This is a genomic window from Streptomyces djakartensis (assembly GCF_014651075.1).
Classification (GTDB): domain Bacteria; phylum Actinomycetota; class Actinomycetes; order Streptomycetales; family Streptomycetaceae; genus Streptomyces; species Streptomyces djakartensis.
The window spans coordinates 227,763-248,262 of sequence record NZ_BMWE01000011.1 but is presented as its reverse complement, the minus strand read 5'-3'; the positions used below and the strand labels follow the sequence as shown (position 1 = coordinate 248,262).

Annotated in this window: 19 protein-coding genes and 3 tRNA genes; 9 read left to right on the top strand and 13 right to left on the bottom strand. The window is 71.3% G+C overall.

What is annotated here, in order from left to right; genetic code table 11:
• Positions 1-24 precede the first annotated feature (24 nt).
• Positions 25-270, top strand: coding sequence for a DUF3073 domain-containing protein (locus IE212_RS20880; RefSeq protein ID WP_030251636.1), 246 nt, complete (start codon positions 25-27; stop codon positions 268-270).
• Between the two features lie 81 nt (positions 271-351).
• On the opposite strand, the gene purM is transcribed toward IE212_RS20880, so the two are convergent.
• The 9 genes from purM to purS all read right to left on the bottom strand — a co-directional run bounded on the left by purM (position 352) and on the right by purS (position 9,356).
• Entirely contained in the window at positions 352-1,431 is a 1,080-nt protein-coding gene (gene purM / locus IE212_RS20875; protein WP_190199392.1) for a phosphoribosylformylglycinamidine cyclo-ligase, read from the bottom strand.
• A 44-nt stretch (positions 1,432-1,475) separates the two neighbouring features.
• Complete coding sequence (gene purF / locus IE212_RS20870) at positions 1,476-3,002, bottom strand: amidophosphoribosyltransferase (RefSeq protein WP_190199391.1); 1,527 nt, start codon at positions 3,000-3,002, stop codon at positions 1,476-1,478.
• A gap of 62 nt (positions 3,003-3,064) precedes the next feature.
• On the bottom strand, positions 3,065-3,838 hold the full coding sequence (locus IE212_RS20865) for an META domain-containing protein (protein WP_190199390.1): 774 nt from the start codon (positions 3,836-3,838) through the stop codon (positions 3,065-3,067).
• 37 nt (positions 3,839-3,875) lie between these two features.
• Positions 3,876-4,673, bottom strand: coding sequence for a maleylpyruvate isomerase family mycothiol-dependent enzyme (locus tag IE212_RS20860; protein ID WP_190199389.1), 798 nt, complete (start codon positions 4,671-4,673; stop codon positions 3,876-3,878).
• A gap of 5 nt (positions 4,674-4,678) precedes the next feature.
• Positions 4,679-5,512, bottom strand: a complete 834-nt coding sequence (locus IE212_RS20855; protein WP_190199388.1) for a M23 family metallopeptidase — start codon at positions 5,510-5,512, stop codon at positions 4,679-4,681.
• Positions 5,513-5,546: 34 nt separating this feature from the next.
• Positions 5,547-6,047 carry an ArsR/SmtB family transcription factor gene (locus IE212_RS20850; RefSeq protein ID WP_190199387.1) on the bottom strand — a complete coding sequence of 167 codons (501 nt, stop codon included), beginning with the start codon at positions 6,045-6,047 and terminating at the stop codon, positions 5,547-5,549.
• A gap of 113 nt (positions 6,048-6,160) precedes the next feature.
• A complete protein-coding gene (gene purL, locus IE212_RS20845; protein WP_190199386.1) occupies positions 6,161-8,419 on the bottom strand; it encodes a phosphoribosylformylglycinamidine synthase subunit PurL in 2,259 nt (752 codons plus the stop codon).
• Entirely contained in the window at positions 8,416-9,096 is a 681-nt protein-coding gene (gene purQ / locus IE212_RS20840) for a phosphoribosylformylglycinamidine synthase subunit PurQ (protein ID WP_190199385.1), read from the bottom strand. The genes purL and purQ overlap by 4 nt, the downstream gene beginning before the upstream one ends.
• Complete coding sequence (gene purS / locus IE212_RS20835; protein WP_030897988.1) at positions 9,093-9,356, bottom strand: phosphoribosylformylglycinamidine synthase subunit PurS; 264 nt, start codon at positions 9,354-9,356, stop codon at positions 9,093-9,095. The genes purQ and purS overlap by 4 nt, the downstream gene beginning before the upstream one ends.
• A 323-nt stretch (positions 9,357-9,679) precedes the next feature.
• Between purS and IE212_RS20830 the strand changes: the two genes are divergently transcribed.
• The 8 genes from IE212_RS20830 to IE212_RS20795 all read left to right on the top strand — a co-directional run bounded on the left by IE212_RS20830 (position 9,680) and on the right by IE212_RS20795 (position 14,322).
• Positions 9,680-9,997, top strand: a complete 318-nt coding sequence (locus IE212_RS20830; protein WP_190199384.1) for a histone-like nucleoid-structuring protein Lsr2 — start codon at positions 9,680-9,682, stop codon at positions 9,995-9,997.
• A 135-nt stretch (positions 9,998-10,132) separates the two neighbouring features.
• Positions 10,133-10,204 (top strand) — tRNA-Gly (locus IE212_RS20825).
• Positions 10,205-10,285: 81 nt separating this feature from the next.
• Positions 10,286-10,358: transfer RNA gene (locus IE212_RS20820), tRNA-Gly, on the top strand.
• 141 nt (positions 10,359-10,499) lie between these two features.
• Complete coding sequence (locus IE212_RS20815; RefSeq protein ID WP_190199383.1) at positions 10,500-11,471, top strand: ABC transporter ATP-binding protein; 972 nt, start codon at positions 10,500-10,502, stop codon at positions 11,469-11,471.
• Complete coding sequence (locus IE212_RS20810) at positions 11,468-12,271, top strand: ABC transporter permease (RefSeq protein ID WP_190199382.1); 804 nt, start codon at positions 11,468-11,470, stop codon at positions 12,269-12,271. Before IE212_RS20815 ends, IE212_RS20810 begins: the two co-directional genes overlap by 4 nt.
• Positions 12,272-12,293: 22 nt before the next feature.
• Positions 12,294-13,607 (top strand): sensor histidine kinase, encoded by a 1,314-nt coding sequence (locus tag IE212_RS20805; RefSeq protein WP_190199381.1) that lies wholly within the window; start codon positions 12,294-12,296, stop codon positions 13,605-13,607.
• On the top strand, positions 13,604-14,224 hold the full coding sequence (locus tag IE212_RS20800) for a response regulator transcription factor (RefSeq protein WP_190199380.1): 621 nt from the start codon (positions 13,604-13,606) through the stop codon (positions 14,222-14,224). The genes IE212_RS20805 and IE212_RS20800 overlap by 4 nt, the downstream gene beginning before the upstream one ends.
• Positions 14,225-14,246: 22 nt before the next feature.
• Positions 14,247-14,322, top strand: a tRNA-Gly gene (locus IE212_RS20795).
• Between the two features lie 52 nt (positions 14,323-14,374).
• Here IE212_RS20795 and IE212_RS20790 read toward each other — a convergent pair.
• The 4 genes from IE212_RS20790 to purD all read right to left on the bottom strand — a co-directional run bounded on the left by IE212_RS20790 (position 14,375) and on the right by purD (position 20,482).
• On the bottom strand, positions 14,375-15,274 hold the full coding sequence (locus IE212_RS20790; protein WP_190199379.1) for a phosphoribosylaminoimidazolesuccinocarboxamide synthase: 900 nt from the start codon (positions 15,272-15,274) through the stop codon (positions 14,375-14,377).
• Positions 15,275-15,344: 70 nt separating this feature from the next.
• Positions 15,345-16,820 carry a N,N-dimethylformamidase beta subunit family domain-containing protein gene (locus IE212_RS20785; protein ID WP_190199378.1) on the bottom strand — a complete coding sequence of 492 codons (1,476 nt, stop codon included), beginning with the start codon at positions 16,818-16,820 and terminating at the stop codon, positions 15,345-15,347.
• A gap of 240 nt (positions 16,821-17,060) precedes the next feature.
• Positions 17,061-18,887, bottom strand: a complete 1,827-nt coding sequence (locus tag IE212_RS20780; RefSeq protein ID WP_190199439.1) for a hypothetical protein — start codon at positions 18,885-18,887, stop codon at positions 17,061-17,063.
• Between the two features lie 344 nt (positions 18,888-19,231).
• Positions 19,232-20,482, bottom strand: coding sequence for a phosphoribosylamine--glycine ligase (gene purD / locus IE212_RS20775; RefSeq protein WP_190199377.1), 1,251 nt, complete (start codon positions 20,480-20,482; stop codon positions 19,232-19,234).
• Positions 20,483-20,500 lie beyond the last annotated feature (18 nt).

The window sequence follows — 20,500 nt, the reverse complement described above, 5'->3', positions numbered from 1 at the left end:
CCCCGTCGTTGAGGGGGTCGAGCCATGGGGCGCGGCCGGGCCAAGGCCAAGCAGACGAAGGTCGCCCGCCAGCTGAAGTACAACAGCGGTGGGACTGACCTCTCACGCCTGGCTGAGGAGCTGGGTGCATCGCCTTCGAATCCGCAGCCGCCTAACGGCGAGCCGTTCGAAGACGATGAGGACGACGACCTGTACGCACGGTACGCCGACCTCTACGAGGACGACGACGACGAGGACGACCAGTCCTCACAACATCGTCGCGGCGCTTGACCTTGCACTGAGCACTCACCCGGTCGGGGACTTCGGTCACCGACCGGGTTCTGTGCTGCGCGCAAGGTCACGACCCCGTGCTCAGCTCGCGTAGTCACCGATCAGGGCGGCACCCGTGGGGTGCTCGCCCCGGTCCGTGATCTCGCCTGCCACCCAGGCGTCCACACCACGGTCGCCGAGGGTCGCCAGGGCCACGTCCACGGACTCCTGCGGCACGATCGCGATCATGCCGACGCCCATGTTGAGGGTCTTCTCCAGCTCCAGGCGCTCGACCTGGCCCGTCCGTCCGACGAGGTCGAAGATCGGGGCCGGGGTCCAGGTGGAGCGGTCGACGATCGCGTGCAGGCCGTCGGGGATGACCCGGGCCAGGTTGGCCGCGAGTCCGCCGCCGGTGACGTGGCTGAAGGCGTGCACCTCGGTGGTGCGCATCAGGGCCAGGCAGTCCAGCGAGTAGATCTTCGTCGGCTCCAGCAGCTCCTCGCCGAGGGTGCGGCCGAGCTCGTCGATGTGGGCGTCCAGCGCGAGGCCGGCCTGGTTCAGCAGGACGTGCCGGACGAGGGAGTACCCGTTCGAGTGAAGACCGGAGGACGCCATGGCGATCACCGCGTCACCCGTCCGGATACGATCCGCGCCGAGCAGTCGGTCGGCCTCCACGACGCCCGTACCGGCGCCGGCGACGTCGAAGTCGTCCTCGCCCAGCAGGCCCGGGTGCTCGGCCGTCTCACCGCCGACCAGGGCGCAGCCGGCCAGCACACAGCCCTCGGCGATGCCCTTGACGATGGCGGCGACCCGCTCGGGGTGAACCTTGCCGACGCAGATGTAGTCGGTCATGAACAGCGGCTCGGCGCCGCACACCACGATGTCGTCCATGACCATGGCGACCAGGTCGTGGCCGATGGAGTCGTAGATGCCCATCTGCCGGGCGATGTCGACCTTGGTGCCGACGCCGTCCGTGGCGGAGGCGAGCAGGGGCCGCTCGTAGTTCTTCAGGGCGGAGGCGTCGAAGAGGCCGGCGAAGCCGCCGAGGCCGCCGAGGACCTCGGGGCGCTGGGCCTTCTTCACCCACTCCTTCATGAGTTCGACGGCGCGGTCGCCGGCTTCGATGTCGACGCCCGCGGCTGCGTAGCTGGCGCCGCCCTCGGCACTGGGGTTCTCAGACATGGCTGTGAGAGCTTTCGTGTCGTACGGCAGGTGATACGGGCTGACTACGGGCGGCGGATCGCGTCGGCGGCGGCCGTGGCGGCCGGGCCGGCGGCCAGCTCGGTCTCCAGGAGCTGCTTGCCCAGCAGCTCGGGGTCCGGGAGGTCCATCGGGTACTCGCCGTCGAAGCAGGCGCGGCACAGGTTCGGCTTGGCGATGGTGGTCGCCTCGATCATGCCGTCGATGGAGATGTACGCCAGGGAGTCGGCGCCCATGGAGGTGCCGATCTCTTCGACGGTCATGCCGTTGGCGATGAGCTCGGCGCGGGTGGCGAAGTCGATGCCGAAGAAGCAGGGCCACTTCACGGGCGGCGAGGAGATCCGGATGTGGACCTCGGCGGCGCCCGCCTCGCGGAGCATGCGGACCAGGGCGCGCTGGGTGTTGCCGCGCACGATCGAGTCGTCGACGACGACCAGGCGCTTGCCCTTGATGACTTCCTTCAGCGGGTTCAGCTTCAGGCGGATGCCCAGCTGGCGGATGGTCTGCGAGGGCTGGATGAACGTACGGCCCACGTAGGCGTTCTTCACCAGGCCGTTGCCGAAGGGGATGCCGGAGGCCTCCGCGTAACCGATGGCGGCGGGGGTGCCCGACTCCGGGGTCGCTATGACCAGGTCGGCCTCGACCGGGGCCTCCTTGGCCAGGCGGCGGCCCATCTCCACGCGGGAGAGGTAGACGTTCCGGCCGGCGATGTCGGTGTCCGGGCGGGCCAGGTACACGTACTCGAAGACACAGCCCTTGGGCTTCGCGTCCGCGAAGCGGGAGCTGCGCAGGCCGTTCTCGTCGATGGCGACGAACTCGCCCGGCTCGATCTCGCGGACGAAGCTGGCGCCGCAGATGTCGAGGGCCGCGGACTCGGAGGCGACGACCCAGCCGCGCTCCAGCCGGCCGAGGACCAGCGGGCGGATGCCCTGCGGGTCGCGGGCCGCGTACAGGGTGTGCTCGTCCATGAAGACGAGGGAGAAGGCGCCCTTGACCTGCGGGAGGATGCTGTGCGCGGCCTCCTCGATGGTCAGCGGCTTGCCGTCCTCGTCCGTCTGGGCCGCGAGGAGCGCGGTGAGCAGGTCGGTGTCGTTGGTCGCCGCGACGCGCGGGGTGCGGCCCTCCTGCTTGGGCAGGTCGGCGACCATCTCGGCGAGCTGGGCGGTGTTGACGAGGTTGCCGTTGTGGCCGAGCGCGATGGAGCCGTGCCCGGTCGCGCGGAACGTCGGCTGGGCGTTCTCCCACACGGACGCACCCGTGGTCGAGTAGCGGGCGTGACCGACCGCGATGTGACCCTGGAGCGAGCCGAGGGAGGTCTCGTCGAAGACCTGGGAGACCAGGCCCATGTCCTTGAAGACGAGGATCTGCGAGCCGTTGCTGACCGCGATTCCCGCGGATTCCTGGCCTCGATGCTGGAGGGCGTAGAGCCCGAAGTACGTGAGCTTGGCGACCTCTTCGCCCGGAGCCCAGACACCGAAGACGCCACAAGCGTCCTGGGGGCCCTTCTCGCCGGGGAGCAGGTCGTGGTTGAGTCGTCCGTCACCACGTGGCACGCCACCGAGTGTAGGCGAGGTCGCCCACTGGTCCGAATTGGGGATACCGGACTTTTCGTGGGTCACTGCCCGGCGACAGCTCGCACCGTCATGCCGTTGTCGCTGGTCAGCGTGAGGGTTTGGTGTTCGACGCGGTATTTCAGCTCACCGTCGAAGAGACGCAGCAGAGCCTTCTCGTCGGCCATGAGTGAGTCTTCGCACATCATTCGGGTCGTGGCCGGGGGGCCGAGGGTGATATCGCGGTCGCGCACGGTGGCCTCGGCGTTCACCTTGTTGCAGCCGAGGCTGCCGGAGACGGTGCCCTTCCTCGCGTCGAAGGTGAGGTGGGCGCGGCCGTCGGCCTCCGGGGCCGTGACGGTCCACCTGGTGCCGCTCAGCGGGGCGTCCTTCGCCTCGGTCAGGCGGACGGTGTCCCCCTGCTCGGTGGTGAGGGTGAGGCGGTCGCCGTCCACCCTGGCTTTGAACTCCTGGTCGGAGAGCGTGCGTGCGAGGGTCTCCTCGAACGCCATGGGCTTGTTCTCGCACGCCATCTCGGTGGCCCTGGTCTTGCTGAGCCGGACGCGGTCGCCGTCGACGGTGGCTTCGGCGCCGAAGTCGTTGCAGCCGAAGCTGCCCTCGGCCCGGCCCTTGTCGATGGTCATGTGGGCGCCGTCGGGTGCCTCATGGGTCCTGCCGTCGGCGGTGACGCTGTCCACGTTCCACCGCACGCCGGTCACCGGCTTGCCGGCACCGACCGAGGCGCTGCCGCCGTCCGCCTGCTCAGCTCCACAGGCCGCCATGAGCGGGACGAGCATGGCCGCGGCCGTCAGGGTGATGCGCTGCTTCTGCCTGTCCATGCCGCTTCGACGGGTGACCCGGGGGGATCGGTTCCCCTTATGCCATCAGTGGCAGGTAGGCCGACAGGTCCGCCCGCTCCCCACTGGCGCTGACGTGCGCGTCCTCGACCGCCTGCTGCCAGGTCAGCCGCCCGGTCGCCAGCCGGAGCCAGGTCAGCGGGTCCGTCTCGACCACGTTGGGCGGGGTGCCCCGGGTGTGCCTCGGCCCCTCGACACACTGCACCACCGCGTACGGCGGCACCCGCACCTCCGTCGAGCCGCCGGGCGCCTTCGCGGCCAGCGCGTCGGCGAGCAGCCGGGTGCAGGCGGCGAGGGCCTGACGGTCGTAGGGGATGTCCAGGCCGGGGACAGCGGCGTTGAGGTCGTCGGTGTGGACGACGAGTTCGACGGTGCGGGTGACGAGGTAGTCGGCCAGGGGCAGGGCTCCCGCGCTGGTGGGGAGCAGCCTGGTGCCCGGGCGCGCGGCGAGGTCGGCGGTGAAGCGTTCCTCCGCGGCGGCGAGGTGGGCGTCCGGGTCCGGGTGGCGTTCGGCCAGCTCACGGGCGTGCGCGGCGATGGCCGGTGCGTCGGCGGCGATCGCGAAGGGCCAGTCGAGCAGCGTGCCGTCCTGCTCGGACGGCTCGGGCAGGCCGAGCAGGGCGGAGACCGCCCCGAGGGTCATGCCGAGGTGCGCGACCAGCTCCCGGACCGTCCAGTCGCCCAGCCGGGTGGGCAGGGCGAGCTGGTCCGGGGTGAGCGTGGCGACACCGGCCCGGACGTGTCCGTACTGCGCGAGCACGGCCGTGCGGGTCTTGACGGGGTCGTAGCTGCGGGTGCGTTTCCTGGCCGGGGGCATGGGCGTCAGCCTAGGGCGACGGCTGTGGACGGAGCTTCGAAGGTCTCGCCGTCGCGCGGCACGCCGATGCCGCTCCAGGTGAAGGGGACGCCGCGGGCCGCGTCCGGGTCCGGGCCGTCCATCAGCTGGAAGTGCAGGTGCGGCTCGGAAGAGTTGCCGGAGTTGCCGCAGCGGGCGAGCGGCTGTCCGGCGTGGACGCGGTCTCCCTCCCTGACGGTGAGGGAGCCGCGCTGGAGGTGGGCGTAAGCAGCGTAGGTGCCGTTGCCGAGGTCGAGGATGACGTGGTTGCCGAGGATGCGGTGGACGCCCGCCAGCTCGCGCACGGATCCCTCGAGGAGCATCAGGTACAGCAGCCCGAGGAGGGAGTTGCGGCTCAGATGATCGCGATGCCCGTCGGCGGCCCGTACGACGGTGCCGTCGGCGACCGCGAGGAGGGGGGCGCCGAAGGCCGGGAAGGCCTGGGGCCGTCGGGCGATCGGCCACAGCCAGCGGAAGGCGGGGCGGGCGCCCGGCGTGCGCTCGGCGACGACGTCGATGGCGTAGGTCTGGCCGTGGGCGTGGGTGCCGTGGCTCGGGGTCCGGTCGGCCGGGCTGTTCAGGGCGGACCAGCGGCCGGTGACGGGCGGGGCGACCTCGAGGGTTTCAGGGACGACGCGGGGGCTATCGGGGGCACCGCCCCACCGGTTGCCGACGGTGACGACGGCGTAGGCCAGGGCGAGGGGCAGGAGGTTCCACCATGCCGCGTAGTCCCAGCCGAGGCTGATTTGGGCGGTCACGAGGCCGAGGAAGGTCAGCTGCAGTCCTCGGTAGGTGAGCATGCCTAACTTGCGGGCGGACATTCTGTTCCCCTATTCGGGTCGGGGTCCATGGGGTCTACGAGCGGGTTGTCGACAGCGCGACCAGCAGCGGTACGACCCGGGCCGGCGGCACCGCGTAGCGGCCCCGGCCGGTCGTCTGCAGCCAGCCCGCGCCGGTGAGCTGGCGCAGGTGGTGGTAGACCTGGCCGGTCGTGCCAACCTCATCCAGTCCGGCGAGTTCGGCGGCGGTGCGGCGGCCGCCGAGGATCTCGCGCAGGAGCCGGAGCCGGACCGCGTGACCGAGGGCCGCGAAGGACTCGGCGGCCGTGGCCCAGTCGTCCTCCAGCAGGCCTTCCGTGAGGGCACCCATCTGCCAGGAGTAGGCCTCACCCGTCGGCAGGGTCACCGAGCCGGTGTAGAGGACGCCGCCGTCGGCCGCGTCCAGTTCGGACAGCTTCTCCTTCAGTCCGTTCAGCGCCCAGAAGTCGCCCTCGTCGAGGCGGGGTGCGCCGCGCTGAGCGCCGTCCAGCTCCGCGACGCGGCGCTCGAGATCGGCGACACGCTGCTCCAGATCCATGCCCGCGATCTTACGTAAGTACGTAATAGCGTGTAAGACCCTGTGTGGTGCTCCCTCCGGGCACGACGGAGCCCCCGCCCGACGAATCGGGCGGGGGCTCCGTGACGGCCGGTCTACGCCAGCAGCGCCGGGATCGTGCCCTCGTGTGCCTCGCGCAGCTCGGACAGGGAGAGCGTGAACTCGCCCTGGACGTCCAGGGAGTCGCCGTCGACGACACCGATGCGGGTGGCCGGAAGGCCACGCGCGCCGCACATGTCGTTGAAGCGGACCTCCTCGGAGCGCGGCACCGCCACGACCGCGCGGCCGGCCGACTCCGAGAACAGGAAGGTGAAGGCGTCCAGACCGTCCGGGACGATCAGGCGCGCGCCCTTGCCGCCCAGCAGGGCCGACTCGACGACCGCCTGGATCAGACCACCGTCGGACAGGTCGTGCGCGGAGTCGATCATGCCGTCGCGGGAGGCGGAGATCAGGATCTCGGCCAGCAGCCGCTCACGCTCCAGGTCGACCTTGGGCGGCAGACCGCCGAGGTGGTCGTGGACGACCTGGGACCAGGCCGAGCCGCCGAACTCCTCATGGGTGTCGCCGAGGAGGTAGAGCAGCTGGCCCTCCTCCTGGAAGGCGACCGGGGTACGGCGGGCGACGTCGTCGATGACGCCCAGGACCGCCACGACCGGGGTCGGGTGGATGGCCGCCTCGCCGGTCTGGTTGTAGAGCGAGACGTTGCCGCCGGTCACCGGGGTGCCGAGCTGCTGGCAGGCGTCCGCGAGACCGCGCACGGCCTCCGCGAACTGCCACATCACCGCCGGGTCCTCGGGCGAGCCGAAGTTCAGGCAGTCGGAGACGGCGAGCGGCTTGGCGCCGGTGGTGGCGACGTTGCGGTACGCCTCGGCCAGGGCCAGCTGGGCGCCGTGGTACGGGTCCAGCTTGGCGTACCGGCCGTTGCCGTCCGTGGCGATGGCCACGCCCAGGCCGGTCTCCTCGTCGATCCGGATCATGCCGGAGTCCTCGGGCTGGGCGAGGACGGTGTTGCCCTGCACGAAGTGGTCGTACTGGCTGGTGATCCACGACTTGGAGGCCTGGTTCGGGGAGCCGACCAGCTTCAGGACCTGGTCCTTCAGCTCCTCGGAGGTCGCCGGCCGCGGCAGCTTGCCGGCGTCGTCCGCCTGGAGTTCGTCCTGCCAGGACGGGCGGGCGTACGGGCGCTCGTAGACCGGGCCCTCGTGCGCCACGGTCCGCGGGTCGACGTCGACGATCTTGCCGCCGTGCCAGTAGATCTCCAGGCGGTCGCCGTCGGTCACCTCACCGATGACGGTGGCGATGACGTCCCACTTCTCGCAGATCTCCAGGAAGCGGTCGACCTTCTCCGGCTCGACGACCGCACACATGCGTTCCTGCGACTCGCTCATGAGGATCTCCTCGGGCGAGAGCGTGGAGTCGCGCAGCGGGACGTCGTCGAGCGTCACGCGCATGCCGCCCGAGCCGTTCGACGCCAGCTCGGACGTGGCGCAGGACAGGCCGGCCGCGCCGAGGTCCTGGATGCCGACGACCAGCTTCTCCCTGAACGCCTCCAGGGTGCACTCGATGAGGAGCTTCTCCTGGAAGGGGTCGCCGACCTGGACGGCGGGGCGCTTCGAGGGCTTGGCGTCGTCGAAGGTCTCGGAGGCGAGGATCGAGGCGCCGCCGATGCCGTCACCGCCGGTCCGGGCGCCGTACAGGATGACCTTGTTGCCCGCGCCGGACGCCTTCGCGAGGTGGATGTCCTCGTGCCGCATCACGCCGATGGCACCGGCGTTGACCAGCGGGTTGCCCTGGTAGCAGGCGTCGAAGACGACCTCACCGCCGATGTTGGGCAGACCCAGGCAGTTGCCGTAGCCGCCGATGCCGGCGACCACGCCCGGCAGCACGCGCTTGGTGTCGGGGTGGTCGGCGGCGCCGAAGCGCAGGGGGTCGACCACGGCCACCGGCCGCGCGCCCATCGCGATGATGTCGCGGACGATGCCGCCGACACCGGTGGCCGCGCCCTGGTAGGGCTCGACGTACGACGGGTGGTTGTGCGACTCGACCTTGAAGGTGACCGCGTAGCCCTGGCCGACGTCGACGACACCGGCGTTCTCGCCGATGCCGACGAGCATCGCGTCGGACTGGGGGGCCTTCTCGCCGAACTGGCGCAGGTGGACCTTGCTGCTCTTGTACGAGCAGTGCTCCGACCACATCACCGAGTACATGGCGAGCTCGGCCCCGGTGGGCCGGCGGCCGAGGATCTCGACCACGCGCTCGTACTCGTCCTTCTTCAGGCCGAGTTCGGCCCAGGGCAGCTCGACGTCGGGGGTCGCGGCCGCGTGCTCGACCGTGTCCAGAGGCGTCCGGCTCATGCGTTGACCAGCTTCTTGAGGATCGAGGTGAAGAACGGGAGGCCGTCGGTGCGACCGGTGCCGATCAGCGGCTCGACGGCGTGCTCGGGGTGCGGCATGAGGCCCACGACGTTCCCGGCCGCGTTGGTGACGCCCGCGATGTCGCGCTGCGAGCCGTTGGGGTTGAAGTCGAGGTACCGGAAGGCGACCCGGCCCTCGGCCTCCAGCTCGTCGAGGGTGCGCTCGTCGGCGACGTACTGCCCGTCGTTGTTCTTCAGCGGGATGTGGATCTCCTGGCCGGCCGTGTAGTCGGTGGTCCAGGCGGTCTCGGCGTTCTCCACCCGCAGCTTCTGGTCGCGGCAGATGAAGTGCAGGTGGTCGTTGCGCAGCATCGTGCCGGGCAGCAGGTGTGCCTCGGTGAGGATCTGGAAGCCGTTGCAGATGCCGAGCACCGGCAGACCGGCCTTCGCCTGCTCCAGCAGGGGCTCCATCACCGGCGAGAAACGGGCGATGGCCCCGGCCCGCAGATAGTCGCCGTAGGAGAAGCCACCGCACAGCACCACGGCGTCGACCTGCTTGAGGTCCTTGTCCTTGTGCCACAGGGCGACCGGCTCGGCCCCGGCGAGACGGATCGCGCGCTGCGTGTCCCGGTCGTCCAGACTGCCCGGAAAAGTGACGACGCCAATACGAGCGGTCACTTCACGGCCTCCGCGGCTTCCTCGACCCGGACGGTGAAGTCCTCGATCACGGTGTTCGCGAGGAAGGACTCCGCAAGATCGTGAATGCGGGCGAGGGCGGCCTCGTCGACCGGCCCGTCAACTTCCAGTTCGAAACGCTTTCCCTGGCGGACGTCCGAGATCCCGTCGAAACCCAGCCGCGGCAGTGCGCGCTGCACCGCCTGGCCCTGGGGGTCGAGGATCTCCGGCTTGAGCATGACGTCGACTACGACGCGTGCCACTGGCACTCCCGGTGTGTGGTGCTGAGCAGGTTCCTTCAGACTACCCGCACAAAATTTCTACGCGCGTCGACTTGTAGGAATCTACGTGACCGTCATCACGATCCGGCATCGACGGGCGCACACGCGAAAATTTGCGGGAAAGATTCCGGACCGACGCCCGAAAGGTATTGCGCCCACCCGTCTCCCGCCATCACGCTTCGTTAGAAGTCGCTCCGCTCCCTCTTGATTTTGGACACGCGGGAGGATTTAGTCGGGCTTCACCATGCATTGCCGGGCACTGTACAAACTAATTGGCAAAGTGCCGCAAGAAGGGACCGATATTCGTGGCGCAGAAGGTCGTGGTCACTCTCTTTGACGACATCGACGGCTCGGAAGCGACGGAAACGATCGCCTTCGGACTGGACGGCAAGTCGTACGAGATCGACCTGAGCGAAGTCAACGCCGGCGAACTGCGGAAGGCCCTCGCGCCCTACGTCGAGGCCGGCCGCAAGCGGTCCCGCTCGGGCCGGGCGTACCGGCAGACGGAGGTCGCCCCCGACCCGTCGGCCGTGCGCGCCTGGGCCCAGTCCAACAAGATGGAGGTCCCCGCGCGCGGGCGCATCCCCAAGAAGGTCTACGAGGCGTTCACCGCCGCGCAGTGACGGCCCGGTGAGCCTGGGCCGACGGCCGGTCACCCACCCCTCGCGGCAACCGACTTGCGCAGCACCCCCGCTGATCAGCTAGAGTCTGGAGCACGCCGCGGGGCGAGGCCGAAAGGCCCAGCTCAACGGAGACGTGCGGGTGTAGTTTAGTAGTAGAACAACCCCCTTCCAGGGGGTAGGCGCAGTGTGCGATTCCTGTCACCCGCTCTGCACCGCCGTACCGGCCACTGCTGTGGATCAGGTAGGCTGGTGCTCGCACCGGTCGGTGAAAGCTGGCCGGGGGCATATGCGGACGTAGCTCAGTTGGTAGAGCGCAACCTTGCCAAGGTTGAGGTCGCGAGTTCGAACCTCGTCGTCCGCTCGGGAATGAGACCCCGGTCCATCAGGACCGGGGTCTTTTCGTTTCTGTCGAGCGCCCGTCCGAGGTCCTTCTGACGTTTGTCATGCCTAGTGATGACAGCGCGCACTGCGACCGGCCCCGCGGAGACGGAACCCTGAGGGCATGGAAACCTACGGACACGAACACGTGATTCAGGTCACTGACCTGCGGCGGGTGTACGGGGGCGGGTTCGAGGCGGTCCGCGGAATCAGCTTCTCCGTACGGCGCGGGGAGATCTTCGCCCTGCTGGGCACCAACGGCGCGGGCAAGACGTCCACGGTCGAACTACTGGAAGGGCTCGCCGCACCGGCCGACGGGCGGGTACGGGTTCTCGGACACGACCCGTACACCGAGCGGTCCCTCGTACGGCCCCGCACCGGCGTGATGCTCCAGGAAGGGGGGTTCCCCTCCGAGCTGACCGTCGCGGAGACCGCCCGGATGTGGGCGGGGTGCGTCAGCGGAGCCCGGCCGCCGGCGGAGGTGCTGGCGCTGGTCGGGCTCGAGTCGAAGGCCCGCACCCGGGTCAAGCAGCTGTCCGGCGGGCAGCGGCGCCGGCTGGACCTGGCACTCGCGCTGCTCGGCGACCCCGAGGTGCTCTTCCTGGACGAGCCGACCACCGGGCTGGACGCCGAGGGCCGCCGGGACACCCGGGAGTTGGTGAGCGCGCTGCGCGACGGCGGGACGACCGTGCTGCTGACCACCCACTACCTGGAGGAGGCCGAGAATCTCGCCGACCGGCTGGCGATCATGCACGAGGGCCGCTTCGCCACCACCGGAACCCCGGCCGAGGTGACCGCCACCGAACCGTCCCGGATCTCCTTCGAACTGCCCGACGGTTACTTCGCCGGTGACCTTCCCCCGCTCGGCGAGCTGGGCGTGGCCGGGCACCACACCGACGGCCGGATGATCCGGCTGAGCACCCATGAACCGCAGCGGACGGCCACCGGGCTGCTGATGTGGGCGGCACAGGCCCGGGTCGAGCTGCGCCGCCTGGACGTGCGGTCGGCCTCCCTGGAAGAGGCGTTCCTCCGGATCGCCAAGGAGGTCTCCGCGGAACGAACCAGGGGAACGAGCACGAAGGAGTACGCGGCATGAGCGCCACCCACCCGACGTCCCGCCCGGTGCCGGCGGCGACCACCGCGCTGAGCCGGATGGCGGCGCTCGCCCGCGCCGAGCTGACCCTGCTCGGGCGGACCAGGGGCGCGCTGGTCGCCGCGCTGTTCGTACCGCTGGTGCTGCCGGTCAGCACGTCGCAGGCGTCCCAGGAGATGGACCTCGCCGAAGCCGGACTGGACACCGGCACCCTGGTGCTGCCCGCGGCGGTCGGCTTCTCCCTGCTGTTCGCCGTCTACTCGGTGCTCGTCGGCACCTTCGTCGTCCGGCGTGAGGAACTCGTCCTCAAGCGGCTGCGCACCGGTGAGGTGCGGGACGTCGAGATCCTGGCCGGTTCCGCGCTGCCGGCCGTCCTCACCGGGCTGGCGCAGTGCCTGCTGCTGGCGGCGGGCTGCGCACTGCTGCTGGACATGTCCGCGCCGTCGGCGCCTCATCTGGCGGTCCTCGGACTGCTGTCGGGGCTCGTGATGTGCGCCGCCCTCGCCGCGGTCACCGCGAGCTTCACCCGGACCGGGGAGAGCGCCCAGGTCACGCCGATGCCGCTGATGCTCGTCTCGATGCTGGGCTCGGGCATGTTCTTCCCGCTGGAGCTGCTTCCGGACCGGGTGGCCTCCGTCTGCGCGCTGCTGCCGCTGACGCCCGTGGTCACCCTGGTGCGCGGCGGCTGGACCGGTGACCTCTCGGCGAACGAGACGCTGGGCGCCGTCGCCACGGCGGTGGCCTGGATCGTGGTGTCGGTGTTTGCTGTACGGCGGTGGTTCCGCTGGGAACCGCGGCGTTGACCGGAGGGGGAAGGACGGGCTGATGCGGGGGCCGGGCAGGTGGTGGCGGCGCAAGACCACGCCGGAGAAGGTCGAGACGTACACGCGGTGGTCGTTCCACTTATTCGCGATGATCGAGTTCTGCACCGTCGGGCTCACGTCCGTCGCCCCGCTGGGCCCACGGCTCGGCGTCTGGGTGCTGCTCATGGTGGCCCTGCACGCCGTGATCTGCTTCGCCACCGTGTCCCGGGCGCTGGACTGGACGCGTGGCCGCAGGCCACAGCCGCTTGGACTGCTGTGGACCCTGGCTGCCGTCACCGCCGCGGTCTCGGTCGTGGCGATCGGCATCGTCGAGTACGGACCGCGCGGTGAGGACGCCGACAGCGCCGCGGGCGCCATGTTCGGGGTCGTTCTGATCTTCGGCCCGGGGATCATCGCGCTCGGCGTCCGCGACCGGCGGCGCACGTTCGCAATCGCGGGCGGATTCGCCCTGGGGGCCTGGCTGGTGGCGTTCGCTCTCGGCGCCTCCGCGCTCGCCGCGTTCTTCAGGGCGTTGATCGTGCTGGCGGGCGGCTCTTTCCTCGCCTTCACGGCCGTCTTCTCGGTCTGGCTGCTCAACGCCGTCTACGAACTCGACGAGGCCCGCGAGACCCGGACCCGGCTCGCCGTCGCCGAGGAACGGCTGAGGTTCGGGCGCGATCTGCACGACGTCATGGGCCGCAACCTCGCCGTCATCGCGCTCAAGAGCGAGCTCGCCGTGCAGCTGGCTCAGCGGGGGCGGCCCGAGGCCGTGGACCAGATGGTCGAGGTGCAGCGGCTCGCGCAGGAGTCGCAGCGGGAAGTGCGGGAGGTCGTCCGCGGCTACCGGGAGGCCGACCTCGGCTCCGAACTGGCCGGTGCGCAAGGGGTGCTGGCCGCGGCCGGCATCGACTGCACGGTGAGCGGGGCGGCAGCCGGGCTGCCGGCCGGGGTGCAGTCCGCCCTGGGATGGGTGGTGCGGGAGGCCGTGACGAACGTCCTGCGGCACGGGGACGCGCGGCGGTGTGTGGTGCGACTGCGGGTGCTGGAGGGACGTGTGGTGTTAGTCGTGGAGAACGACGGAGCGAGCGAGGGCGCGACGGACAACGGGTCCGGCTCCGGGCTCGCCGGGCTGCGGGAACGGCTCGCGGAGATCGACGGGACGCTGGAGGCAGGGCCCGCGGGTCAGGGGCTGTTCCGGCTTACGGCGGAGATTCCTCTGCCGTCTCAGGCCGTGCCCCCCTCCGGGTCCGGCCCCTCCGGCACGGACGCCATCCGCCCCGCCCGGCTCGGCCCCCCGACCGCCTCCACACGGCCTGTGAGTGAGGTCACGCCATGACCGCCGCGGAACCCGTACGGCTGCTGCTCGCCGACGACGAGCACCTCATCCGCGGGGCACTCGCCGCGCTGCTGGCGATGGAGGACGACCTCGTGGTCGTCGCCGAGGCGGCCACCGGGCCGGAGGCGCTGGCCATGGCCCGGGCACACAAGCCCGACGTCGCGGTGCTGGATCTCCAGATGCCCGGCGCCGACGGTGTGAAGGTCGCCACACGCCTGCGTGCCGAACTGCCCGCCTGCAAGGTGCTCATCGTCACCAGTCACGGGCGGCCCGGGCATCTGAAACGGGCGCTGGCGGCCGGGGCGCGGGGGTTCGTGCCGAAGACCGTGAGCGCGCAGCGGCTCGCGGAGATCATCCGCACGGTGCACGCCGGTAATCGTTACGTCGACCCGGAGTTGGCCGCCGACGCGATCGCCGCCGGGGACTCGCCGCTGACCGCGCGGGAGGCCGAGGTGCTGGAGCTGGCGGCCGACGGGGCCCCTGTCGCGGAGATCGCGGAACGGGCCGCGCTGTCACAGGGGACCGTGCGGAACTACCTGTCGTCGGCGGTGTCGAAGCTCGGGGCGGAGAACCGGCATGCGGCGGTGCGGCTCGCGCGGGAGCGAGGTTGGGTATAGTGGTTCCCGCGCCACGGCGCATGCGAACGTAGCTCAGTTGGTAGAGCGCAACCTTGCCAAGGTTGAGGTCGCGAGTTCGAACCTCGTCGTTCGCTCCAGCGAGAAGCCCCCCGGTTCCGGCCGGGGGGCTTCTGCGTGTGCGCCGCGGCGTTACGACCAGCTCGTGCCGGTCAGGCGCTCGTACGCCTCCACGTACTTGGCGCGGGTGGCGTCCACGACCTGCTGCGGCAGCGGGGGCGGCGGCTGCTCGCTCCCCCGGTCCCAGCCGGACTCCGCCGAGGTCAGCCAGTCGCGGACGAACTGCTTGTCGTAGGAGGGCTGCGCGCGGCCCGGCTGCCACTGGTCGGCCGGCCAGAAGCGGGAGGAGTCCGCGGTGAGGACCTCGTCCGCGAGGACCAGGTCGTCGCCGTCGAAGCCGAACTCGAACTTGGTGTCCGCGAGGATGATGCCCCGCTCCCGGGCGATGTCCCGGCCCCGGGAGTAGACGGCGAGGGTCGCCTGGCGCAGCCGGGCCGCGGTGTCCGCGCCGACCTGGCGGGCGACCTCCTCGTAGGAGACGTTCTCGTCGTGCTCCCCGACTTCCGCCTTGGTGGCCGGGGTGAAGATCGGGGCGGGCAGTTCGCTGCCGTCGGTCAGGCCCTCGGGAAGGGCGAGGCCGCAGACCGTGCGGGTCTCGTTGTACTCGGCCAGGCCCGAGCCGGTGAGGTAGCCACGGGCCACGCACTCCACCGGAACCATCTGGAGGGACTTGCAGACCAGCGTCCGGCCCTGCCAGTCGGCGGGTGCGCCCGGGGGCAGTTCGGTGCTCAGGACGTGGTTGGGGATCAGGTCGGCGAGCCGGTCGAACCACCACAGGGAGAGCTGGGTGAGGACCCGGCCCTTGTCGGGGATCTCGGTCGGCAGCACCCAGTCGTACGCGGAGATGCGGTCGCTGGCGACCATCACGAGGTCGCCCGCCTCGTTCCGGTACAGCTCGCGCACCTTGCCGGTGTGCAGGTGCACCAGGCCCGGAACCTGGATCGGCTCGGGCTTTTCTACGAATCCGGACACGGTTCCTCCCCGTGGTTCTGTCCAAGTGGGTCGATTCTCCCGTATGCGGGGAGTGACCGCGGACAGCGGGTCAGTCGCGTTTGCAGATGCGGTCGAGGAGGTTGGCGGTGGCGCGCTGGATGCGGGCGTCGACGTGACCGGGGCGGTCCAGGGCCGGTGTCCAGGCGAACGTCCCTGACGCGAAGACCCAGGCACCGGAGGGAGCGCGGTAGAGGGACGTCTCCTGGTGGCGGAGTGCGCCCTGCCGGTCGGTGTAGGGGGAGTGGGCGAGCAGCACCCGCTCGGCGTGCTCGGGCAGGGGGGTGCGCGGGAAATAACGGTCGGCCTCCCCCGCCACCAGGCCCTCGATCTCTTCCCCCTCCCGCGCGCCGGTCGCCTCCCACAGCCAGTGGCCGGCGTTGCGCACGACCAGCGGGTGCGGCTCGGGGACGTGACCGGCGTACTGGATGCCGATCAGCTGCTGCTCCGGCCGGTCGATCTCCCGCCACAGCACCGGCTTCCCCGGGCCCTGGCGCTTGCGGCAGGTCAGCAGGCGGTCCGGGACGCCGGACGGGGAGGGGCCCAGTTCCACCTGCCAGTACATGGAGTTGGCGGAGAGGAAGACGAGCGAGGTGCCGGCTTCGCGGGCCAGTTCCACGGTGCCGCGCATGGCGGCCGACCAGTACTCGTCATGTCCGGGGAAGACCAGGCCGCGGTAGCGGGTGGGATCGACACGGCCCGCGTGCAGGTCGCCGGCGGTGGCGTAGGCGATGTCGTAGCCGTAGCGCTCGGCCCAGCGGATGAAGTCGTAGGCGTGTCCGGCGTGCAGGGGGAGGCCGGCGCCCGCGTACGGACGGTCGAAGGAGACCGTGGTGGCGGCGTCGGCCTCGCCCAGCAGACGTCCCTCCTCGTCCCAGGCGTGGTACAGGCTGGCACCGGTACGGCCGTCCTCCGGGTAGAGGTTGTACGCCTGCCAGGTGATGTCGGGCAGGACGAGGAGCAGGTCCGCGGGCTGGTCGTGGCGGACCGTGAAGGGGACGTGGGAGCGGTAGCCGTCGGCGGTGGTGAGGACGGCCACGTACGCGCCGATGTTCCAGTCCGACGGGACCTGGAGCCGCCATGACAGCCACCAGTGGTGGCAGGAGACCGTACGGTCCGCGGTGAGCGGCGGGGGCTGCACGATGCCGGACAGGCGCGGGCTGGTGGTGATCTTCGCGGCGCCGTCACCGCCGTAGTGGCCGATGCGGTAGATGTCGACGCCGAACTCCTGCGGCGGGTCGACGGTGATGTGGAAGTCGATGGCCTCGCCTGGGGCGACCGCGCAGGTCGAGGTGAAGCCCTTGATCTGGAGGTGGACGTCGTCGGCCGCGCGGGGACCACCGGAGCGGCCGGTCTTCTTCCCGGTGTGGGGCGCGTCGAGGTCCACGTACCAGGGGACGATCTGGCCGGTGTCGTCGAAGTACGTCACGTTGCCGCGCAGCCACGGTACGGGGCCCTGCCCGAAGGGGTCCGTCACGGCGTGCGCCAGCGCCCCCGACTCCCAGCGGCGGATCTGCTGAGATCCCATGCCTGTTTCCCCTCCCCTTCGCCCCCGTGTGTGCGCGTACCGGTGTGGTGTGTGCCAGGTCCTGCTGACTGGGCGACAGCGGCTCGCTTATGTGTTTGTCGTATGTCGCCCGACCTTGCCATGTGCGCGAACGGTCCAAGCACATCACATAACGCGCGCACTTCGTCACTGTTCGTTTTGAATCGGCCAGAAGCGGAAGTCGGAGATCCGGGCGAGGGAGCCGCTCGTGCGGCGTCCGGATCAGGCGAGCCGGACGGGCTTCTCCGGGCGTATCCCCAGTTCGGCGAGCCAGACGCGGAGCGGGGTGGGGTCGCCGTCCTCGATCAGGGTGAGGACCCTGGGCGTCAGATCGGCGGTGCGTTCGCCGTTGTGGAGGAGGGTCGGGCCGTCCAGCCAGTCCAGGCCCGGAGTCGCGTCGGCGGTGTCCATGGCGGCACAGCAGACCATCGCGGTGAGGTGGTCGGCGAGCAGCTCGCGGGCCGTGCGCGGGGGCTGGAGGGGAAAGAGGGGAAGGGCCCGGTCGTCCCAGAGGGCGAGGTCCGGGGTGGCCGGTGAGCCGGCCGTCGGTGAGGCGGCCGACGCGGCGGCGGAGGAGGCGGAGGTCGACGGGCCGGGCGCCGCGGTGGCCTCCTCGCGGGCCAGTTCTGCGCTGAGTCTGGCCGCCAGGGTGGCGCTGTGGGGGGTGGTGCCGGTGAGGTCCTCGTCGTCGCCGGGAGGCGGCTCCGGCGCTCTGGCGGCGCGATGTGTTTCGCCGGTCCGGGGCGTTTCGCCCGTCCGGGGCGTTTCGCCGGTCCGGTCCGTCAGGTGGTCGAGGACGCGGGACAGGGTCGGGCCACCGGTGTCCGGGGCCGTGCTCCCCGGGGCCGGGCGGACGCCCATCGCGTCCAGGACACGGTGCAGGCGGGCCGCGTCGACGCGCCACTTGCGGTCCACCACCTCATCCGGGTACTCGCTCCAGTCCACCGGCGACCAGTCGGGTCCGGGTCCGGCGGGGCCGCCGTGGAAGAGGCGGGCGGCGAGCAGGGAAGCGGCCTCGTCGACCGTGCCGGGCTCCTCGAGCAGATCGCAGGCGGGCCGCTCTCCCAGACGGGACGCGAACCCCTCGGCCAGGCGGTCGCGCCGGGACAGCTCCGTCAGCGCCGCCACCACACCGGCGTCCAGCCGGGACGGCCAGCGACCCATCCGCCAGGCGGGCAGCGCGACCCGGGTCAGCAGCCGGTCCCAGCCCGCGTACGCCAGGCCCACCTGTTCCTGGGCGACGATCCGCAGGCCGTAATCCACAGCCTGTGCACGCTCCGCGGCCGCGGCCGCGACCCCCCGCTCCATCTCGCCGGCGTGCACGCGGCAGCTGCGCAGCAGAACCCGGGCCACCCAGCCGACGCCGGCCATCACGCCCTGCGGCACCGGGCCTCGGTGGGGCGCCGAGGCCACCGCCACAGCGGCGTCCAGACCCCGGACGAAGCGCCGGGCGGCGGCTATGTCCGGGTGGGCCGAGGGGCCCGTGCCCGCCACGACCGGGGCGAGGACCGCGCGCAGCTCGCCGACCCGCATCCACCACAGGAACGGCGAGCCGATGACCAGCACCGGCGCGACCGTGTGCCGGCGGTGCGGGTGTCTCCCCGCGCCCGCTATGTCGTCGTGCTCCTCGGCAGGGGGCGGACCGTGGGCCCGGTGGGTACGGTCCTCCAGCCAGCTGTCGCAGTCCGGCGTGAGCGCTATCGCGGAGGGCGCGGGGACCTCGAGGCGGTCGGCGAGGTCACGCACCATCCGGTACAGGTCGGGGGCCGCCTCCTCCGCGATCGGGACCGTCGGGCTCATGGCGGGACGGGCACGGGCCACGACCAGGGCGACTGCCGCGGCGGCGAGCAGCACGAGGGCCGCGACCGGCGTCACGACCCAGCGGGCTGCGTCCCAGCCGGTGCCGGCGAGGCGGCCGGCCGCGCCGCCCGCGAGCAGGATCACGGCGACGGCGGCGGGCAGCAGGGCGACGGCCAGCGCGCGGCTGCGGATACGCAGGACCACGAGCGCCCGGGCCCGCGCCGCCTGTGCGCCCGCCTCCACACCCATACCGGTCACGACCGACCTCACCCCCTCCCCGTTGACCTGACGCTTTCCTTGCTCACTCCCCCACTGTGGCACCCGCCACTGACATCGCAATGCCGATGGGCCAAGTGCCGGAACGCTTGCGCCGCACCCTAGTTGGGGCCCCGCCTCCCGTCAGCCGGATAGCACATCGGTCACTCGATGGAATGGCTCTGGGGAGAGGTAGATCACGGACAGCGAGGGTGTGGCCCCGCATACCGAAAACTTCAAGCCCCGGATCCTGAGACGGATCCGGGGCCTGTGAGGTTCACCGAACGCGGGCGTTTACCCCTTGCGGGCGACGGGCGAACTTGCGCGCGAATGGCCGGTTAGGCGCCTGCCGCCTTCGCCGCGATGTCCGTGCGGTGCTGGGAGCCGTCGAGGCGGATGCGGGCGACGGCGGTGTAGGCACGGTCCCGGGCCTCGGTGAGGTCCTTGCCGGTGGCCGTGACGGACAGGACGCGACCGCCCGAGCTGACGATCGCGTCACCGTCCCGCCTGGTCCCGGCGTGCAGCACGTACGCGTGCGGGGCGTCCTGGGCGGCGACCTCGTCGAGGCCGGTGATCGGGTCGCCGGTGCGCGGGGTGCCCGGGTAGTTGTGCGAGGCGATGACCACGGTCACGGCCGCTTCGTCGCTCCAGCGCAGGGGCTCCAGGTGGGCGAGGGTGCCGGTGGCGGCGGCCATCAGGACACCCGCCAGCGGCGTCTTCAGCCGGGCCAGGACGACCTGGGTCTCCGGGTCGCCGAACCGGGCGTTGAACTCGATCACGCGGACACCGCGGGAGGTGATCGCGAGTCCGGCGTAGAGCAGCCCGGAGAACGGGGTGCCGCGGCGCCTCATCTCGTCCACGGTCGGCTGCAGCACGGTCTGCAGGACCTCGTCGATCAGCTTCGGGTCGGCCCAGGGCAGCGGGGAGTACGCGCCCATGCCGCCGGTGTTCGGGCCCTCGTCGCCGTTCAGCGCGCGCTTGAAGTCCTGGGCGGGCTGCAGCGGCACGACCGTCTCGCCGTCGGTGACGGCGAACAGGGAGACCTCGGGGCCGTCCAGGTACTCCTCGATGACCACGCGCTCGCAGGCGGCGGCATGGGCCTTGGCGGCTTCGAGGTCGTCGGTGACGACGACGCCCTTGCCGGCGGCGAGCCCGTCGTCCTTCACGACGTACGGGGGGCCGAAGGCGTCCAGGGCCGTGTCGACCTCTTCCGGGGTGGTGCAGACGTACGACCGTGCCGTGGGCACCCCGGCCGCCGCCATGACGTCCTTGGCGAAGGCCTTGGAGCCCTCGAGCTGCGCGGCGCGGCCGGACGGGCCGAACACCGGGACGCCCGCCTCGCGTACGGCGTCGGCGACACCGGCGACGAGCGGCGCCTCCGGGCCGACGACCACGAGGTCCACGCCGAGCTTCGTGGCCAGCGCGGTGACGGCCGTGCCGTCCAGGGCGTCGACCGGGTGCAGTGCGGCGACTTCGGCGATGCCGGCGTTGCCGGGGGCGCAGTGCAGCGCGGTGACGTCGGGGTCGTGGGACAGGGCGTGGCACAGGGCGTGTTCGCGGGCGCCGGTACCGATGACGAGGACCTTCACATGGCCAGCCTAACGGGA

Bases quoted from the DNA above. Each gene is read 5' to 3' on its own strand.
- IE212_RS20880 (WP_030251636.1), top strand. From the start codon at position 25: ATGGGGCGCGGCCGGGCCAAGGCCAAGCAGACGAAGGTCGCCCGCCAG.
- purM (WP_190199392.1), bottom strand. From the start codon at position 1,431: ATGTCTGAGAACCCCAGTGCCGAGGGCGGCGCCAGCTACGCAGCCGCG.
- IE212_RS20865 (WP_190199390.1), bottom strand. From the start codon at position 3,838: ATGGACAGGCAGAAGCAGCGCATCACCCTGACGGCCGCGGCCATGCTC.
- IE212_RS20860 (WP_190199389.1), bottom strand. From the start codon at position 4,673: ATGCCCCCGGCCAGGAAACGCACCCGCAGCTACGACCCCGTCAAGACC.
- IE212_RS20855 (WP_190199388.1), bottom strand. From the start codon at position 5,512: ATGTCCGCCCGCAAGTTAGGCATGCTCACCTACCGAGGACTGCAGCTG.
- IE212_RS20850 (WP_190199387.1), bottom strand. From the start codon at position 6,047: ATGGATCTGGAGCAGCGTGTCGCCGATCTCGAGCGCCGCGTCGCGGAG.
- purL (WP_190199386.1), bottom strand. From the start codon at position 8,419: ATGAGCCGGACGCCTCTGGACACGGTCGAGCACGCGGCCGCGACCCCC.
- IE212_RS20815 (WP_190199383.1), top strand. From the start codon at position 10,500: ATGGAAACCTACGGACACGAACACGTGATTCAGGTCACTGACCTGCGG.
- IE212_RS20810 (WP_190199382.1), top strand. From the start codon at position 11,468: ATGAGCGCCACCCACCCGACGTCCCGCCCGGTGCCGGCGGCGACCACC.
- IE212_RS20805 (WP_190199381.1), top strand. From the start codon at position 12,294: ATGCGGGGGCCGGGCAGGTGGTGGCGGCGCAAGACCACGCCGGAGAAG.
- IE212_RS20800 (WP_190199380.1), top strand. From the start codon at position 13,604: ATGACCGCCGCGGAACCCGTACGGCTGCTGCTCGCCGACGACGAGCAC.
- IE212_RS20785 (WP_190199378.1), bottom strand. From the start codon at position 16,820: ATGGGATCTCAGCAGATCCGCCGCTGGGAGTCGGGGGCGCTGGCGCAC.
- IE212_RS20780 (WP_190199439.1), bottom strand. From the start codon at position 18,887: ATGGGTGTGGAGGCGGGCGCACAGGCGGCGCGGGCCCGGGCGCTCGTG.